The organism is Streptomyces ficellus (genome assembly GCF_030406405.1).
In the GTDB taxonomy this organism is placed as follows: Bacteria; Actinomycetota; Actinomycetes; order Streptomycetales; family Streptomycetaceae; genus Streptomyces; species Streptomyces ficellus_B.
This window is the reverse complement of the sequence record NZ_JAUEPL010000041.1, coordinates 1-16976: the sequence shown is the minus strand read 5'-3', so window position 1 is coordinate 16976 and position 16976 is coordinate 1. Positions and strand designations below refer to the sequence as shown.

Genomic DNA, 16976 nt, shown 5'->3' with positions numbered 1-16976 from the left:
GCGCCGGTCGCGCTTCCGTGCGCCTCTGGCCATGACCCTCGCGGCGCGGGAAACAGTAAGTTGAGCGCCGTACGAAAAATGTGCGCGCGTTGCCGGATGCGGTGGAAAGAAGCACACCCGTCGGGGGCGATGGTGGAACTTCTTGCTCTGGGACCCCTTGAACTGTGGGAGCACCAGCGGCAGTACGAGCTCGGTTCGCTGAAGGAGCGCTGCGTACTGGCCGTGCTGGTGCACGCCCGGGGCGAGCCGGTGTCCGCGGACACGCTGATGGCGCGGATCTGGGACGGTGACCCGCCCCGTACGGCCCTGGACACCCTGCACAGTTACCTCTCCCGGCTGCGCGGGCGGTTACGCCGGTCGGTCGGCGATCTGGCGAAGCTGGATCGGCCCTCCTCGCGGCTGTACCAGCTGCGCGTCGCCGATCCGAACGACGTCGACCTGCTGCGGTTCCAGCGGCTGCGTACGGACGCGGCCGCGGCCGCCGGGCGGGGCGAGAGGGACCTCGCCGTCGGCCTGCTGCACACCGCCGAAGCCCTGTGGCGGGGAGAGCCGTTGATGGAGTTCACCGGGTCGTGGGCCGCGTCGGCGCGTGCCCGGCTGGTCGAGGACCACCGTCGCGTACGGGAGGAACGCATCCGCCTGGAGCTGGAGTCGGGGCGGCACGCCGACCTCATCGGCGAACTGCACGAGCTGGCCTCGCAGCACCCGCTCGCGCAGAAGGTGATCGCCTCGCTGATGCTGGCGCTGTACCGCTGCGGACGCCACGACGAGGCCCTCGCCGTCTACCGGACCACCCACCGGCGCCTCCAGGAGCGCCAGGGCATCGAGCCCGGCGCCGAACTGCGGGACCTCCACCGGCGCATCCTCGACCAGGACCGGTCACTGTCGCAGCCCGACCCCGGCTCCGGGCGCGGCTCCGACGCCATCTCCAGCCCCGGCCCCGGCCCCGGGCGCGTTCCGGTGGTGCCGCCGGCACCCTGCGACAACCTTCCCCGGGACACCCCGGACTTCACCGGCCGTACCGCCGAACTGCGCATCCTGCTCACCGAGTCCGAGTCCATGTCCGAGTCCGAGTCCGAGTCCGAGTCCGAGTCCGAGTCCGGGCGCGGGCGCGGGCGCGACACCGCCGGTGGTGGTGGCGGCAGCACCGCGTTACCGGTGACCGTGGTCCACGGCATGCCGGGCGTCGGCAAGACCGCCTTGGCCGTGCACGCCGCGCACCGGCTGCGCGGCTCCTACCCCGACGGCCAGTTCTATGTGGACTTGCACGCCTACAGCGGCCGGCCGCCCTTCGAGCCCACCGAAGCGCTCGCGGTCCTGCTGCACGCGGCGGGGGTGCCCGGGGACCTGCCGCCCTCCCTCGACGAGCGGGCGGCGAGGTGGCGGCAGTGGACCGCGCGCCACCGGGTGCTCGTGGTGCTGGACAACGCCAGGGACGCCGATCAGGTCCGGCCCCTGCTGCCCGGAGCCGCCTCCTGCCGGGCGATCGTGACCAGCCGCAACCGGCTCGCCGGACTGGGCGGCGCCACGTCCCTGTTCGTGGACGTGCTGTCCGGGGCGGAGGCGGCCACGCTGTTCACGCGGATCGCCGGAGCCGCCCGGGTGGCCAAGGACGCCACGGCTCTGGGGCGGGTCGTGGCCGCGTGCGGCTGCCATCCGCTGGCCGTCCAGCTCCTGGCCGGCCACTTCCGGCACCGCGACTCATGGGACCTGCCCCACCTCCTGGACCGGCTCGCCCAGGCCGCCGACCCGCTCGACGAGCTGGACGACGCCGTCGCCTCGGCGTTCCGGCTCTCGTACGCGGCCCTCAGCGCCCCGGCGCAGCGGCTGTTTCGCCGCCTGGCGCTGCACAGCGGCCCCGACATCACCCTTCTCGCGGCGACCGCGCTCGCCGGCCCTGACCCGGCGCCCGATCCGGACCCGGACCCGGCGCCCGGCCCGGACCCCGCGCCCGGCCCGGATTCCGACCCGGCGGAACGGTCGGCGAGTGCCGCGGGGGTGCGCCGGAGCGTGGAGGAGCTGCTGGACTGCCACCTGCTCGAAGAGCCCGTACGCGACCGCTACCAGCTCCACGACCTCGCCCGCGCCTTCGGCCTCCAGGTCTGCTCCCGCACCGACCCGCAGTCCGCCCGCCGGGCCGCGGTCGAACGGCTCCTCGGCGTCTATCTCACCGCCGCTCACCGCGCCGGCCGCCTCGCGCACCCCCATAGCCGCCCCCTGCCTCTGCCTCTGCCCCTGCCCCTGCCCCTGCCCCCGCCGGCATCACCGTCCACCCCTGTGCCCGAGTTCGCCGACGCGGACGAGGCGTCGGTGTGGCTCACCGTGGAACGCGCGAACCTCCTGGCCGTCGCGCGCGCCGCCGCCACCCACGTCCCCCGGTACGCCGCGCTGTTCCCGCTCGTCCTGGCCACGTCGCTGAAGCTGTGGGGTACGTGGGACATCGCGGCCGAGCTGTACGCCGCCGCCGTACCCGCCCTGCGCGCACAGGGAGACCGGGCGGTCCTCGCCCGGACGCTGACCGAACGCGCGGACGTACTGGCCCAGAAGGGCCACGCCGAAGCGCTCCGCTGCGCGACCGAGGCCCTGGCGCTCTACGAGGACCTCGGCGACCCACACGGCTGCGCCGACGCCCTGTACCAGTCGGGCCGCGCCCACTTGGCGGCGGGCAACGGCGGCACGGCCATGGCGCTCCTGGACCGGTCGCTGCCGCTGTACCGGCGGGCCGGTGACCGGTACGGCGAGAGCGCGTGCCTCAACGTGCAGGGCGCGGTGCTGTATTTCGCGGGGCGGTACGGCGAGGCGCTCCGCACCTTCCGCGAGATCCTGGAGATCAACCAGGAGCTGGACGATCCGCTGGCCCAGGCCAAGGCCCTGAACAACATGGGCGAGCTGCACCGCCTCCAGGGCCGGTACGAGGAGGCCCGCCACTACTACGAGCGGTCCCTCACCCTCGTACGGCGGTGCGGCGGCCGGCAGGAACTCGCCATCCTCGACACCAACCTCGGCGGCGTCCACCAGGCGACCGGCCGGACAGAACTGGCACTGGCCTGCTTCCGCCGGGCCCTCGACAGCCACCGGGCCGGCGGGGACTGCCTCGGCGAGGCGAACGTACTGATCAGCATGGGCGCGGCGTACGCGGAAACCGGCCGCCGCGGCGAGGCCCTGCTCCACTTCAACCTGGCGGAACGGGTCGCCCACAGCATCGGCAACTCCTACGAGCGCCAGCGCGCCCTGATCGGCGTGGCCGGCGTCCAGCGCGAGTCGGGCCGGCTCGGCGCCGCGATGGAGGTGTACGAGCAGGCTCTCCAGGTCGCGCGGGAGATCGGCTCTCCGCTCGGTTCCGCCCATGCGCTCGCGGGGCTGGCCCGGACCGCGCTGTCCTCGCACAGCATCGAACCGGCCCGCCACTACGGCCGGCAGGCGGTCGCCCTGTACGTGAGCCTTGAGGCCGACGCGGAGGCCGAGAGCCTGCGCCGCCTCCTGGTGGACCACGGGGTGACCGGCTCCTGAGCGGGCGTCACCACATCAGCTGGTCCTTCACCACGCTCGCCAGCACGACCTGTTCCGCCGGCTCCGTGCCGAGGGCCGGCACGGTGATGCCGAAGTACAGCGCGACTGCGGCCATGGCGGTGGCGATGGCGGCGATGGCGGCGACAGCAGCACTGCGTTCCACAACTCTCCTTGTTGGACAGACACATGGCTGTGGGGCTTGATCAGCCGGCAGAGGGAAAGTAGCGGACGGCGAACACGGCTGGCGAACCCCGCGAGTGGTGGTGGACACACGTGTGGTGCCGGTGCTATACGGCCGGCTCGCCGTAGAGGACGAGGTTGTCGGCGTACGCGTGCGCCTCCGGGTCGAAGGTGCCGGCGCAGGTGACCAGGGCCAGGCGCGGGGTGCCGCCGGGGGCGAACAGGTCCCGGGGCAGGGCCGACTTGCGGTGGGTGCGGCGGGCGACGATCCGGTACGTGTGGCGCCTGCCGTCGGCCGCCGTGACGTGGGCGAGGGTGCCGATAGGCACGTCGTGGAGGGTCTCGAAGGGGCCCACGCCCTCGGCGGCAGAGTCGAGGTGACCGGCCAGGAGGACGGTGCCGTGCGGGGCGCCGGGAGCCGCGCCGAGGGCCCACCAGCCCAGGCGGCGAGGGGATTCCGGGACGGTCATGGCACCGGTGGCGTCGCTGGTGACCGGGTCGACCGGGACCTTGTCGAGACGGCCGGGGATGCTGAGGGTGACCGGCGGGGAGTGCACCGGGGCGGCCGTCGCGGTCGGCGCCGCCGCGGCCGGGAGGCTGCCGGCGTCCGGCGGCCGGGCGGGGGTCGGCGTGGCGAGGAGCGGCAGCAGACAGACCAGGAGCGTCGCGGCGGACACCGCGAGCCCGGCCCGGACCAGGAGACGGTCCGGGCCAGGCCCGGTACGCGGCCAGGCGCCCATGGGTGTCAGCGGTTGTCGTTGCGGCGCATGCGGGCCGCGGCCCAGAAGGCTCCGGCGGCGACGATGACACCGCCGACCGCGACCGCGGGCACGGCGAGGGCGACCGGTACCTCGGCCGCCAGCGCCGCCTGGCCGCCGTTGCCGGCGTGGATGGCCTTGGGCGCGTGGCCCGCACGGCACTCACCGCCGCGCACCATGTCCAGGTGCATGGCGACGACCGGGCGGGCGGCCTTGGCGGCGGCCGTGATCTGGGCGTTCTTGCCGTGGGCGATCTGGTTGTCGATGCGCGCGAGGGTCTTCTCGTGGGCTGCCGCCTGGACGCGCAGCCAAGCGGCGTCGTAGGCCTTCGTACCGGCCTTGGCCATGACCTCCGCGAGCTTCTCCTGCTGCTCCTTGGTGGGTGCCACGGGCAGGTCGACGCCGAGCTTGTTGGCGAGCGCCTTGGTGTCCGCGTCGAGCTTGGTGTGGTCGCGGACCAGTACGGCTCCGACCTTCTTCACACAGGCGGTGGTGGCGTTCTTCTGGGCGTCCTGGCCGGCGGCGATCTCGGCCAGGTTGCCCTGGTGGGCGGCGCGCAGGAACGCGCTGTCGGTGGCGGTGTCGGTGCCGCCGGCGAAGGCGGGTCCGGCGGCTATGCCGGTCAGGGCGAGGCAGGTGAAGGCCGTAGCGGCCCAGCGGTGAGTGCGGGTCACGGTTGGTTGTCCGTTTCTCGTCGGTCGGTCGCGGCCCTCAGGTTTCATGGGCCACGATGACCATCCGGACACGATCGTGCGCGGGGCGCCACTCGCGGTACTGCAAACAGCGCACACCCGGTCAGGTGATGGGGGCGTGATGCGGCGATTGGCTGGGACTCGCCAACCGATGATCCCGCTCTTGTCACCGTGTGGAATCGCGTGCGTACATGGAGTGGCGTACGTCCAGAGGGATGACGGGGGTGGTCAGCCGTGGCGAACGTTCCGGGCTCCGTGCTCGGCCGGGCGGCGTCGAGGGATGGGACACCGGCGCGGGCGGCGCCGTGGCGGGCGCCGCGACCGGCCGGGCAACCGGTGTGCGGTACGAGACAGGTCTGCGCCACGCTCGCGGCGCTGACCGAGTCGGCCCGCCATGAAGTGCTGACCTTCGACGATCCGGCCGCCTGCCTGGGCCTGTCGCTCCCGGAACCCTTTCTGGAGCTCGCGGGCAGTTGCGTGCGCCTGGCGAGGGAGAAGGTGCGTACGGTACGCCAGATCGTGCCCCGGCACGCGCTGGCCAGGGTCGTGGCCGCCGAGGTCGCCGGGGCGGCGGCGCTGTCGGGCCGGGCCAGGCTGACGGAGTCGATCCCGTTCAAGATGATCGTGGTGGACCGTACGGTCGCCGCCGTCCCCCTCGATCTCGAACTGCTCTACAACGGGCTGCTGCTGATTCGCGACCCGGTGGTGGTGCACGCCCTCGTCCGGGCGCACCATGCCTGGTGGGAGTCGGGCGAGGACGCCCTGGCGAGGCCGGAGCCGCCCGGTGCGGGGCCACAAAACCTGCCGGCGCATCTGCGCCCGGTCCTCGAAGCCCTGCTGGCCGGGCTCACCGACGAGACGGCCGCCGCGCGGCTGGGGATATCGGGGCGTACGTACAGCCGTCGCGTGGGCGAGCTGCTCGCGGCGCTCGGTACGACGAGCCGCTTCCGGGCGGGAGCGGAAGCGGCTCGGCGCGGCTGGCTGTGAGCGGCCCGTCCACCGCGCGGCCGGCCGGACATGACCGCCACGGCGCGACCGGCTAGGACACGATGTCCTTGCGGGCGAAACCCCGGAAGGCCAGGGCGAACAGGACCAGGGCGTAGGTCACCGACACCGCCGCGCCCTTCACCATGCCGCCCCATTCCAGCTGCGGCTGGAGGGCGTCGGCCCAGGCGAACTGCCAGTGCGCGGGCAGGAACTCCCGCCAGTCGCCGAGTGCCGTGACCGCGTCCAGCACATTGCCGATGATCGTCAGGCCCATCGCGCCGCCGACCGCGCCGAGCGGTGCGTCGGTCTTGGTCGACAGCCAGAAGGCGAGGCCCGCCGTGACCAACTGCGAGACGAAGATGAACGCGACCACCAGCGCGAGCCGGGGCACCGTGTCGCCCGTGGCCAGGGAACCGCCCGTGGGCAGCTCCAGCGGCCCCCACCCGTACGCCGCGGTGCCCACCGCCAGCGCCACCAGCGGCAGCAGCAGCATCGCGGCCGCGCTGAACCCGAGCGCCACGGCCAGCTTCGACCACAGCAGCCGGGCGCGCGGCACGGGCGCGGCCAGCAGATAGCGCAGGGAGGACCAACTGGCCTCCGACGCCACCGTGTCGCCGCAGAACAGCGCCACCGGCACCACCAGCAGAAAGCCGGCCGAGACGAACAGGCACGTCGCGGCGAAGTTGGCGCCCGACGCGGTGGCGGTGTCCATCAGGGTGATCCGGTCGTTGTCCCGCCCGTCCGGGGTGCCGCCGATCGCGAAGGCGGTGATCAGCACGAACGGCAGGGCGGCCAGGATCGCGCCCATGACGAGCGTCCGGCGGCGCTTGAGCTGGCGTACGGCTTCGACGCGCAACGGCAGGGTGTGTCCGGGACGGTAGCCGTGCGCCACGCTGACGGTGCTGGTCATGCGGTTCCTCCTCCGATCAGGGTGAGGAACGCGTCCTCCAGGCGGCGGTGCGGGCCCACCCCGGTCAACGGCACGTCCAGACGGACGAGTTCGGCGATCAGGGTGGTGGCGCTCATGCCGTCCAGCCGTACCAGCAGGCCGCCTTCCGTGCGCGTCGCGGAGCCGACGCCGGGCAGGGCGACGACCTTCCCGACCAGCGGCTCCGGCACCTCGCCGTCCGTGGTGACGAGCAGTGTGTCGCCCGAGCCGGTGATCTCCGCGACCGGGCCCGCCTGGACGAGCCGGCCGCGGTCCATGACCACCAGGTGCGTGCAGGACTGCTCGACCTCGGAGAGGAGGTGGGAGGAGACGATGACGGTCCGGCCCCCGGCCGCGTACCGGATCATCACGTCCCGCATCTCACGGATCTGCGGCGGGTCCAGTCCGTTGGTCGGTTCGTCGAGGATGAGGAGGTCCGGCAGACCCAGCATGGCCTGGGCGATGGCGAGCCGCTGCCGCATGCCTTGGGAGTACGTCCGCACGGCACGTGCCAGCGCGTCGCCGAGACCGGCGATCTCCAGGGCCTCGTCCATGTGGGCGTCCTCGGCGGGGCGGCCGGTGGCCCGCCAGTACAGCTCCAGGTTCTCGCGTCCGGACAGGTGCGGCAGGAAGCCCGCGCCCTCCACGAACGCGCCCACGCGGGACAGCACCGGCGCGCCCGGCCGGATGGCGTGCCCGAAGACCCGGATCTCCCCCTCGTCGGGGGTGATCAGGCCCATCAGCATGCGCAGGGTGGTGGTCTTTCCGGCGCCGTTCGGGCCGAGGAGCCCGAGAACCTGGCCCTTCTCGACACGGAAGGACAGGTCCTGGACGGCGTACCTGCCGGCGGACTTGGCGTACCGCTTGGTCAGGCCGCTGATGGTGAGCGGCACCTCGGCGAGCTGCGAGTCGGGCGCGGGCGCGGCGGTGCGGCGGCGGGCGGTCAGCAGCAGCGCGGCGGCGATCAGGGCGCCGGCGGCCGGGAGGCCCCACACCCACCACGGAAGGCCGGCGGTCTGGGTGCGCACGGCGGGCGCGGTCGGTACGGACAGGCCGCCGGTCGCGCTGACGGTGTACGTCGCCGGGGCCACCGGGGAGGCGTAGCCGAGGTCGGTGGCGGCGAGGACGAGGCGGAGCCGGTGACCGGCCTCGACCTCGTGGTCGATGGCGGGCAGGGTGAGGTCCACGTCCTTGCCGCCCCGCGCGTCCTCGACGCGGACGGGCGCGACGAGCTGGGCGGGCAGCACCTGTTGCCGCCCGTCCGGCCCGACGTCGTACACCTTGCCGAAGAGGACCGCCTCGCCGCTGTCGGAGGTGACCTTGACGCGGACGGCCGGCGAGCCGGTGATGCGCAGCGTCTCGGGGAGGGGCGCCGACTCGAACCGCGCGTGCTGGCCGGGGAAGTCCAGCGACAGGCCGACGCCGAGTGAGGACAGCTGGGACAGCCCTCCGCCGACGCCCGGGACGGCGGAGATGGCGGGCGGGGTGGCCCCGGCGGGGTTGCGGAACGTCTGCTGCGGGCCGGTGAGCGCGAGGGTGCGGCCGCCGCCGCGCAGACCGGGGTAGCGGTCCCCGGTCGCGCCGCGCAGCTGGGCCTGTCCGTCCGTCGAGTCGACGCCGCCGGCGCGGCTGACCCGGAAGGCGGGCCCGGTGTCGGTGTCGGTGTCCCCCTTGAGGTACCGGTCGAACCAGGCGCCGATCCGCGCCTCGACGCGGGCTGTCTCGCGGTCGCCGCCGTCGTGCCCGCCGGCGATCCAGTCGACCGCGACGGGGGCGCCGTTGGCGCGGATGGCCTTGGCCATGGCATCGGCGTGGGAGAGCGGGAAGAGCGAGTCGGACTGGCCCTGCACGATCAGCGCGGGCACCTTGACGCGGTCACCCACGGCGGACGGGCTGCGCGCTTCGAGCAGCGCACGGGCGGCGGCGTCGGGCTTCCCGGCGACGGCGACCCGCTCGTACATCGCGCACAGCACCTCCTGGAACCGCCCGCAGGCCGCGGCGCCCACACCGGCGGCGGAACGCGCGGCCGCGGCGGACCCGGCCGAGGGTTCCCGCTGCGCGGCACCCGCCGCGCCCGGCGCGGGTGTGGCCTCCGCCGCACCGGCACCCGGAGCCGCGCCCCCTCCCGCACCCGCGCCCGCTGGGGCCTCGCCCTGGCCCGGGGCCTGGGTCGGGCGCTGGTCGGGCCGGGGCGGGGTCCGCGGCTGGGGCGACGACGCCGCCGTGCCCGTCGTGAAGAAGATCCCCGCCCACAGTTTCTTGAAGACCCCGTCCGGGAACAGCGCGTCCGCCAGGTTCCAGTACGTGATCGCCGGGGCGATCGCGTCCACCCGCTTGTCGTACCCGGCCACCAGCAGCGCGATCGCCCCGCCGTACGACGCGCCCGACATGCCCACCCTCGGGTCGCCCGCCCGGTCCAGCCGGACCTCGGGGCGCCGGGCCAGCCAGTCGATCAGCCGTGACACGTCCTTGACCTCGAAGTCGGGGTCGTTGATCCCGATCCGTCCCGTCGAGGCGCCGAAGCCGCGCGCGGACCAGGTCAGCACGGCGTACCCGTCCCGTGCCAGCTTCTCGGCCTGGGCCTTCACATCGTGCTTGCTGCCGCCGAATCCGTGCCCGAGCAGCACGGCCGGCCGGCGGACGTCATCGGTGCCGGAGGTGAAGAACGACGTGTCGATCCTCGCTCCCGGCATCTCCATCACCGTGTCCTCCCGGTGCACGGCGGGCTCGCCGTCCGACGCGACGGCCGTCCAGGTGCCGGCGCCCGCAAGCAGCGCCAGGGCGGTGGCGGAAGCGGCCACCCCGCGCCGGGGAAGCTCGCGTCGGGAAAGCCCGCGCCGAGGAAGGCGGGGAATTCGGATCTGCATGCTTAGCACCCTAAGCGGAGTGCGGCCACGGCCGGGCTGCCGTACGGCGGAACTCGGGGGCCGTCCTGAGGCGTACGCACTACCGTCGCCGTACACCATCCGTCGGGGTGGACACCGGCAACGGTCCGGCATTGGCGACGTATCGCTCGGCCGGTGCCGGCGACGATGGAGAATTCGCCATGCTCACGTGGGGGTTCGGCGACGAAGCGCGGTAATCATCTTGTGCTGTACATGACTGGACGGGACGCTGTGGAGGCCCCCTCCGGACCATGAAAGAGCAGGTGCCCCGAGATGAGAGCCGCATCCCGTCGCATCGGCGCGCTGATATCCGTGGTCGGCCTCGCGGCCGGCCTCCAGTTCGCCGCCTCCCCCACGGCACAGAGCGCGCCCCTCGGCGATCTCCGTCTCGCCCCGGCGGACGCCGCCGTCGCCAACAGCTGGATCGTCGTCCTCAAGGACGGCTCGACGCGCGCCGCCGACCTCGGCGCCACGCCCGACCTCGTATTCCGCAGCGCCCTCAAGGGCTTCTCGACCACGATGCCGAAGGCGAGGGCCGCCGCGCTCGCCACCGACCCGAGGGTCGCCTACGTCGAGCAGAACGCGACCGTCCGCCTCAACGCCACGCAGACCGACGCCACCTGGGGCCTGGACCGGGTCGACCAGCGGAACCTGCCGCTGTCGACGACGTACACCTACACCACCTCCGCGGCGAACGTGCACGCGTACATCATCGACACCGGCATCCGCACCTCGCACGGCGAGTTCGGCGGCCGCGCGGTGGTCGGCACGGACACCGTCGGCGGTGGCCAGAACGGCCAGGACTGCCAGGGCCACGGCACGCACGTCGCGGGCACGGTCGGCGGCAGGACCTACGGTGTCGCCAAGGCCGCCAAGCTCGTCGCCGTCCGCGTCCTGGACTGCAACGGCTCCGGTACGACGGCCGGGGTCATCGCGGGCGTGGACTGGGTGACGGCGAACGCCGTGAAGCCGGCGGTCGCCAACATGAGTCTGGGCGGCGGCGCGAGTACGACCCTCGACAACGCGGTCAAGCGCTCCATCGCGTCGGGCGTCTCGTACGCCATCGCGGCGGGCAACGGCAACATCCTCGGGCTGCCGGAGAACGCGTGCAACACCTCCCCCGCCCGCGTCCCCGAGGCGATCACGGTCGGCGCGACGGACAAGGCGGACAAGCGCGCCTCGTTCTCCAACTACGGCACCTGCCTGGACCTGTTCGCCCCGGGCGTCGGCATCACCTCCGCCTGGCGGACCGGCGACACGGCGACCCACACCATCTCCGGTACGTCGATGGCGGCTCCGCACGCGGCGGGAGCGGCGGCGCTCCATCTGTCCAAGCACCCGACCGCCTCCCCGGCGCAGGTGCGTGACGCCCTGGTCGCCAACGCGACGAGCGGCAAGGTCCAGAACGCCCTGATCGGCTCCCCGAACAAGCTGCTGTACTCGCTGTTCTAGGAGTTGTGGATGACGACGTCGACGTCGACGTCGCGGATCGCGCAAAGGGCGGGTGGCTCCCCACGGGTCACCCGCCCTTCCCCTTCCCCTGCCCTGTGCCGTGTCAGTGCCGTATCAGTGTCGTCAGTGCCGGGTCAGTGGTTGCGCGGGAAGCCCAGGTCCACGCCCGCCGGAGCCTCGGCGGGGTCGGGCCAGCGGGTGGTGACGACCTTGCCGCGGGTGTAGAAGTGCACGCCGTCGTTGCCGTAGATGTGATGGTCGCCGAAGAGGGAGTCCTTCCAGCCGCCGAAGGAGTGGTAGCCCACGGGCACCGGGATCGGGACGTTGACGCCGACCATGCCCGCCTGGACCTCCAGCTGGAAGCGGCGGGCGGCGCCGCCGTCGCGGGTGAAGATGGCGGTGCCGTTGCCGAACGGCGAGTCGTTGATGAGGCGGACGCCCTCCTCGTAGGTGTCGGCGCGCAGCACGCACAGCACCGGGCCGAAGATCTCGTCGCGGTACGCGTCGGAGTCGGTCGACACCTTGTCGAGCAGGGACAGGCCGATCCAGTGGCCGTTCTCGTACCCGTCGACCGTGTACCCCGTGCCGTCGAGGACGACCTCCGCGCCCTGGGCCGCGGCGCCCGTGACGTACGAGGCGACCTTGTCGCGGTGGGCGGCGGTGATCAGCGGGCCCATCTCGGACGCCGGGTCGTCACCGGGGCCGATCTTGATCTTTTCGGCGCGCTCGCGGATCTTCTGTACGAGTTCGTCGCCGATGGCGCCGACCGCGACGACCGCCGAGATCGCCATGCACCGCTCGCCCGCCGAGCCGTAGGCCGCCGAGACCGCCGCGTCGGCGGCCGCGTCGAGGTCGGCGTCGGGCAGGACCAGCATGTGGTTCTTGGCGCCGCCGAGGGCCTGGACGCGCTTGCCGTTCGCCGAGGCCGTGGTGTGGATGTACCTGGCGATCGGGGTCGAGCCGACGAAGGAGACGGCGGCCACGTCCGGGTGCTCCAGGAGGGCGTCGACCGCGACCTTGTCGCCGTGGACGACATTGAGCACGCCGTCGGGCAGACCGGCCTGGGAAGCCAGCTCGGCGAGGAGGTTGGCGGCGGACGGGTCCTTCTCGCTGGGCTTGAGCACGAAGGTGTTGCCGCAGGCGATGGCCAGCGGGAACATCCACATCGGCACCATCGCCGGGAAGTTGAACGGCGTGATGCCGGCGACGACGCCGAGCGGCTGGCGGATGGCGGCGACGTCCACCCGGTTGGAGACCTGGGTGGACAGCTCGCCCTTGAGCTGGACGGTGATGCCGCACGCCAGCTCGACGATCTCCAGGCCGCGCGCCACCTCGCCCAGCGCGTCGGAGTGGACCTTGCCGTGCTCGGCGGTGATCAGGGCGGCGATCTCGTCGCGGTGGGCGTCGAGCAGGGCGCGGTACGTGAACAGGACGGCCGTGCGCTGGGCGAGCGACGAGGTGCCCCACGTCGCGTACGCGGCCTTGGCGGCGGCGACGGCGGCGTCGACCTCCTGGGGCGAGGCGAGGGCGACCCGCGTGGTGACGGCGCCGGTCGCCGGGTCGGTGACCGGGCCCCAGTTGCCCGACGTGCCCTCAGCTCGCTCAGCGGGCTTGCCACCGATCCAGTGGTGAACGGTCTTCGTCATGACGTACGTACTCCTCTTCAGACCTCTACAGGTGGCGGCGCCGGGCTGCGCGTTGCCGGTCGTACTCCTCCCGGGCCTTGACCGCCGACGCGCGGGTCGCGGTCTCGGCCACGGGCACATCCCACCATGCCTCGGCGGGGGGCGCGCCCGACACTGTGTCTGCCGTTTCCGTCTCCACGTAGACACATGTGGGCACGGTCGACGCCCGCGCTTCGGCGAGGGCTTCTCGCAGGTCACGCACGGTGCGGGCGCGCAGGACGCGCATGCCGAGCGAGGCGGCGTTGGCGGCGAGGTCCACGGGGAGCGGATCGCCGGTGTACGTGGTGTCGGGCGCGCGGTAGCGGTAGGCGGTGCCGTACCGCTCGGCGCCCACGGATTCCGAGAGGCCGCCGATCGAGGCGTAGCCGTGGTTCTGGAGGATGACGACCTTGATGGGGACGCGCTCCTGGACCGCGGTGACGATTTCGGTGGGATTCATCAGGTACGTCCCGTCGCCGACGAGGGCCCACACGGGGCGGCCGGGCGCGGCGAGGGCCACGCCGATGGCGGCGGGGATCTCGTAGCCCATGCAGGAGTACCCGTACTCGACGTGGTACTGGTCCCGGGAGCGGGCCCGCCAGAGCTTGTGCAGGTCGCCCGGGAGCGAGCCGGCGGCGTTGATCAGGATGTCGTCGCCGCCGATCAGGGTGTCGAGTGCGCCGAGGACCTGCGGCTGGGTGGGGCGCGCGTCGTCGCTGTGCGCCGTGTACGCGGCGGTGACGCGCGCCTCCCAGGCTGTCTTGCGCTCCGCGTACTCGCTCTCGTACGCCGGGTCGACGCGGTGGCCCGCCAGGTGCCCGGTGAGCGCTTCGAGGGCGGCGCGGGCGTCGGCGACCAGCGGCAGCGCGGCCAGCTTGTGGGCGTCGAAGCCGGTGATGTTGAGGTTCACGAAGCGGACGCCGGGGTGGGCGAAGAGGGTGGAGGACGCGGTGGTGAAGTCCGAGTAGCGGGTGCCGACGCCGATGACCAGGTCGGCGGTGCGGGCCAGGTGGTCGGCGGTGGCGGTGCCGGTGTGGCCGATGCCGCCGACGTCCGCCGGGTGGTCGTGGCGCAGTGAGCCCTTGCCGGCCTGGGTGGACGCCACCGGGATGCCGGTGGCGTCGGCGAGCGCCCTCAGCGCGGCTTCGGCCTCGCTGTGGTGGACGCCGCCGCCCGCGACGATCAGTGGCCTGCGGGCTTCGCGTACCGCCCGTACCGCCGCGTGGAGCTCGTACGGATCGGGCTGCGGGCGGCGCACGTGCCAGACCCGCTCCGCGAAGAACTCCTCCGGCCAGTCGAACCCTTCCGCCTGCACGTCCTGCGGCAGCGCGAGGGTCACCGCCCCGGTCGCGGCCGGGTCGGCGAGGACGCGCATGGCCTGGAGCTCGGCGGGGATGAGGGCCTCGGGACGGGTGATCCGGTCGAAGTACACGGACACGGGCCGCAGCGTGTCGTTGACGGACACGTCACCCGCGTACGGGACTTCGAGCTGCTGGAGGACCGGGTCGGCGGGGCGGGTGGCGAAGGTGTCGCCGGGCAGCAGCAGCACCGGGAGGCGGTTGATGGTGGCGAGGGCGGCGCCGGTGACGAGGTTGGTGGCGCCGGGGCCGATGGAGGTGGTGACCGCGTGGGTGGACAGCCGGTTGGACTGGCGGGCGTAGCCGACCGCCGCGTGGACCATGGCCTGTTCGTTGCGGCCCTGGAGGTAGGACATCTCGTCCCCGTACTCGACGAGGGCCTGGCCGATGCCCGCCACATTGCCGTGGCCGAAGATGCCCCAGGTGGCGTTGACGATCCGGTGGCGCTGCCCGTCGCGTTCGGTGTACTGGCGGGCCAGGAAGGCGACGAGCGCCTGGGCGGTGGTGAGTCGGCGCGTGCTCATCGGTATCCCTCCGTGCGGTGGTCGGGGTGGAAGCGGATCTTCCACTCCCGTTCGTCGCCGGGTCCGGCCATGACGTTGAGGTAGTACATGGTGTGGCCGGGCGCGGCGATGGACGGGCCGTGCCAGCCGTCCGGTACGAGCACGGCGTCGCCGCCGCGGACCTCGGCGAGGACGTCCGCACCGCCGGGGCGGGAGGGTGACACCCGGTGGTAGCCGAGCCCGTCGCGCTCGATCTCGAAGTAGTAGATCTCTTCGAGTTCCGCCTCCTGGCCGGGCAGGTGCTCGTCGTGTTTGTGGGGCGGGTAGGAGGACCAGTTGCCGCCGGGGGTGATGACCTCGACGGCGATGAGCCGGTCGCAGTCGAAGGCGTCGGCGGCGGCGAAGTTGCGCACCTCGCGGGCGCACGTCCCGCTGCCGCGCGCTTCGACCGGAACCTCCGGCGCGGGGCCGTAGCGAGCGGGGAGTCGTCGCTCGCACCTCGCTCCTGCCAGGGCGAAGCGGCCCCCCGCGCCGGAGGCGATCTGGGCGTGGGCGTCACGCGGTACGTACGCGAAGTCCGTGACGCCGCCGAACACGCTTTCCCGGCCGAGCAGTTGCATCGCCTCGCCGTCCACCCGCACCGTACAACCGCCGGTGAGGGGAAGCACGATCCACTCGCTGTCGCCGGTGGCGAAGGGGTGGGACGCGCCGGGGGCGAGGTCGAGGACGCGCAAGGAGGAGTAACCCCAGCCGGCGCGCCGGGGATCGATGTGCACGGCGTAGGGCCCGTGGGCCGCCTCACCGCGCGGTAGGTGCAGCTGCGGGTTCATGATCTCTCCGTACCCTGTCGGAAACGGCCTCAGAGCAGGCCGACGGCCGTGTCGACCGCGGCGGCCACGTCACCGTCGGCCGGGTAGAGCAGCGAGCGGCCGGCCACCAGGCCCTGGACGGTGGGCAGCCGCAGGGCTTTGCGCCACTTCTCGTACGCCGTGTCCTGGTCGGGTCCGACGTCCCCGCCGAGCAGGACCGCGGGCAGGGTGGTGGTCTCCATCACCCGTGCCATGTCGTCGGGGTCGTCGGTGACGGGCACTTTGAGCCAGGTGTACGCGGAGGTGCCGGCGAGCCCGGAGGCGATGGCGAGCGACGTGGTCACCGCGTCGGCGCTCAGGTCGTTGCGGACCCGGCCGTCCACCGGGTCGCGGCGGGAGAGGAAGGGTTCCACGAAGACGGGGAGCCGCTGCTCGGCCATCGCGTCTATGGCGCGGGCGGCGGAGTGGAGGGTGCTGAGGGAGCCGGGGTCGGCCGGGTCGATGCGCAGCAGCACCTTGCCGGCGTCGAAGCCGAGGCGGGCGAGGTCCTCGGGGCGGTGGCCGGTGAAGCGGTCGTCCAGCTCGAAGGCGGCGCCGGCGAGTCCGCCGCGGTTCATGGAGCCCATGACCACCTTGTCCTCCAGGGCGCCGAGGAGGAGCAGGTCGTCGAGGATGTCGGCGGTGGCGAGGACGCCGTCGACGCCGGGGCGGGAGAGGGCGAGGCAGAGCCGTTCGAGCAGGTCGAGGCGGTTGGCCATGGCGAACGGCCGGTCACCGACGCCCAGTGCGCCCCGGGCGGGGTGGTCGGCGGCGACGATCATCAGCCGCCCGGAGTCGCCCAGCAGCGGCCGTCGCCGCCGCCGGGCGGCTGCCTCGGCGACGGCCTCGGGCCGCCGCGCACGGACGGCTACCAGCCGCGCGACGTCGACCCCCCTCACGACCGGCCGCCGTGGGGGCGGGGGGCGGGGTGAGCCGGGTGGGCGGGGTGAGCCGAGTGGGCGGGGTCGTGTGTGGGGCGGGGTGTGGCGCCGTTGGGGACGGCGGGGTCGTCCGGCCGGTGGGGTTCGGCGCCGGCCGGGCCGGGTGCGGCGCCGGCGGGGTCGTCCGTGGGGTGCGACGCGGAGGTCCAGGCGATCCCCAGGTTCTTCGGCAGGTTCCCGCCGAACCAGAAGGGCGGTGGGGTCCGCGCGAGCCGGCCGTTGGTGCCGGACGCCGCGATCGCCGTCCACACCAGCGGAAACAGCGACAGC

General features: G+C 73.4%; 12 protein-coding genes and 1 pseudogene. 3 read left to right on the top strand and 10 right to left on the bottom strand.

Going from position 1 to position 16976, the window contains the following annotated elements; translation table 11 throughout:
• Positions 1-129: 129 nt before the first annotated feature.
• Complete coding sequence (locus tag QWM81_RS23340; RefSeq protein ID WP_290114284.1) at positions 130-3510, top strand: AfsR/SARP family transcriptional regulator; 3381 nt, start codon at positions 130-132, stop codon at positions 3508-3510.
• Between the two features lie 7 nt (positions 3511-3517).
• On the opposite strand, the gene QWM81_RS23335 is transcribed toward QWM81_RS23340, so the two are convergent.
• The 3 genes from QWM81_RS23335 to QWM81_RS23325 all read right to left on the bottom strand — a co-directional run bounded on the left by QWM81_RS23335 (position 3518) and on the right by QWM81_RS23325 (position 5122).
• Complete coding sequence (locus tag QWM81_RS23335; protein WP_290114283.1) at positions 3518-3673, bottom strand: hypothetical protein; 156 nt, start codon at positions 3671-3673, stop codon at positions 3518-3520.
• Positions 3674-3797: 124 nt separating this feature from the next.
• Complete coding sequence (locus QWM81_RS23330; protein WP_290114282.1) at positions 3798-4430, bottom strand: class F sortase; 633 nt, start codon at positions 4428-4430, stop codon at positions 3798-3800.
• 5 nt (positions 4431-4435) lie between these two features.
• Positions 4436-5122 carry a DUF4142 domain-containing protein gene (locus QWM81_RS23325; protein WP_290114280.1) on the bottom strand — a complete coding sequence of 229 codons (687 nt, stop codon included), beginning with the start codon at positions 5120-5122 and terminating at the stop codon, positions 4436-4438.
• Positions 5123-5374: 252 nt separating this feature from the next.
• Here QWM81_RS23325 and QWM81_RS23320 point away from each other — a divergent pair, with 252 nt between their 5' ends.
• The gene (locus QWM81_RS23320) at positions 5375-6127 is read left to right on the top strand and encodes a helix-turn-helix transcriptional regulator (protein ID WP_290114279.1); all 753 of its coding nucleotides are present in this window, start codon (positions 5375-5377) and stop codon (positions 6125-6127) included.
• A gap of 52 nt (positions 6128-6179) precedes the next feature.
• On the opposite strand, the gene QWM81_RS23315 is transcribed toward QWM81_RS23320, so the two are convergent.
• Positions 6180-7037: an ABC transporter permease gene (locus tag QWM81_RS23315; RefSeq protein ID WP_290114278.1), complete on the bottom strand. Its 858-nt coding sequence runs from the start codon at positions 7035-7037 to the stop codon at positions 6180-6182.
• The gene (locus QWM81_RS23310; protein ID WP_290114275.1) at positions 7034-9922 is read right to left on the bottom strand and encodes an alpha/beta fold hydrolase; all 2889 of its coding nucleotides are present in this window, start codon (positions 9920-9922) and stop codon (positions 7034-7036) included. Before QWM81_RS23310 ends, QWM81_RS23315 begins: the two co-directional genes overlap by 4 nt.
• Positions 9923-10213: 291 nt before the next feature.
• Between QWM81_RS23310 and QWM81_RS23300 the strand changes: the two genes are divergently transcribed.
• Positions 10214-11392, top strand: coding sequence for a S8 family peptidase (locus tag QWM81_RS23300; RefSeq protein ID WP_290114272.1), 1179 nt, complete (start codon positions 10214-10216; stop codon positions 11390-11392).
• A gap of 134 nt (positions 11393-11526) precedes the next feature.
• Here the strand turns inward: QWM81_RS23300 and mmsA are convergent, their stop codons facing one another.
• From mmsA to QWM81_RS23275, 5 genes and pseudogenes are all read right to left on the bottom strand, one after another.
• Entirely contained in the window at positions 11527-13038 is a 1512-nt protein-coding gene (mmsA, locus tag QWM81_RS23295; RefSeq protein ID WP_290114270.1) for a CoA-acylating methylmalonate-semialdehyde dehydrogenase, read from the bottom strand.
• A 25-nt stretch (positions 13039-13063) separates the two neighbouring features.
• Positions 13064-14938, bottom strand: a complete 1875-nt coding sequence (gene iolD / locus QWM81_RS23290) for a 3D-(3,5/4)-trihydroxycyclohexane-1,2-dione acylhydrolase (decyclizing) (RefSeq protein WP_290114269.1) — start codon at positions 14936-14938, stop codon at positions 13064-13066.
• The gene (gene iolB / locus QWM81_RS23285; protein ID WP_290114267.1) at positions 14935-15747 is read right to left on the bottom strand and encodes a 5-deoxy-glucuronate isomerase; all 813 of its coding nucleotides are present in this window, start codon (positions 15745-15747) and stop codon (positions 14935-14937) included. The genes iolD and iolB overlap by 4 nt, the downstream gene beginning before the upstream one ends.
• Before the next feature lie 29 nt (positions 15748-15776).
• A complete protein-coding gene (locus QWM81_RS23280) occupies positions 15777-16664 on the bottom strand; it encodes a Cgl0159 family (beta/alpha)8-fold protein (protein WP_290114265.1) in 888 nt (295 codons plus the stop codon).
• A gap of 176 nt (positions 16665-16840) precedes the next feature.
• Positions 16841-16976: pseudogene (locus QWM81_RS23275) on the bottom strand (carbohydrate ABC transporter permease); the annotation flags it as partial.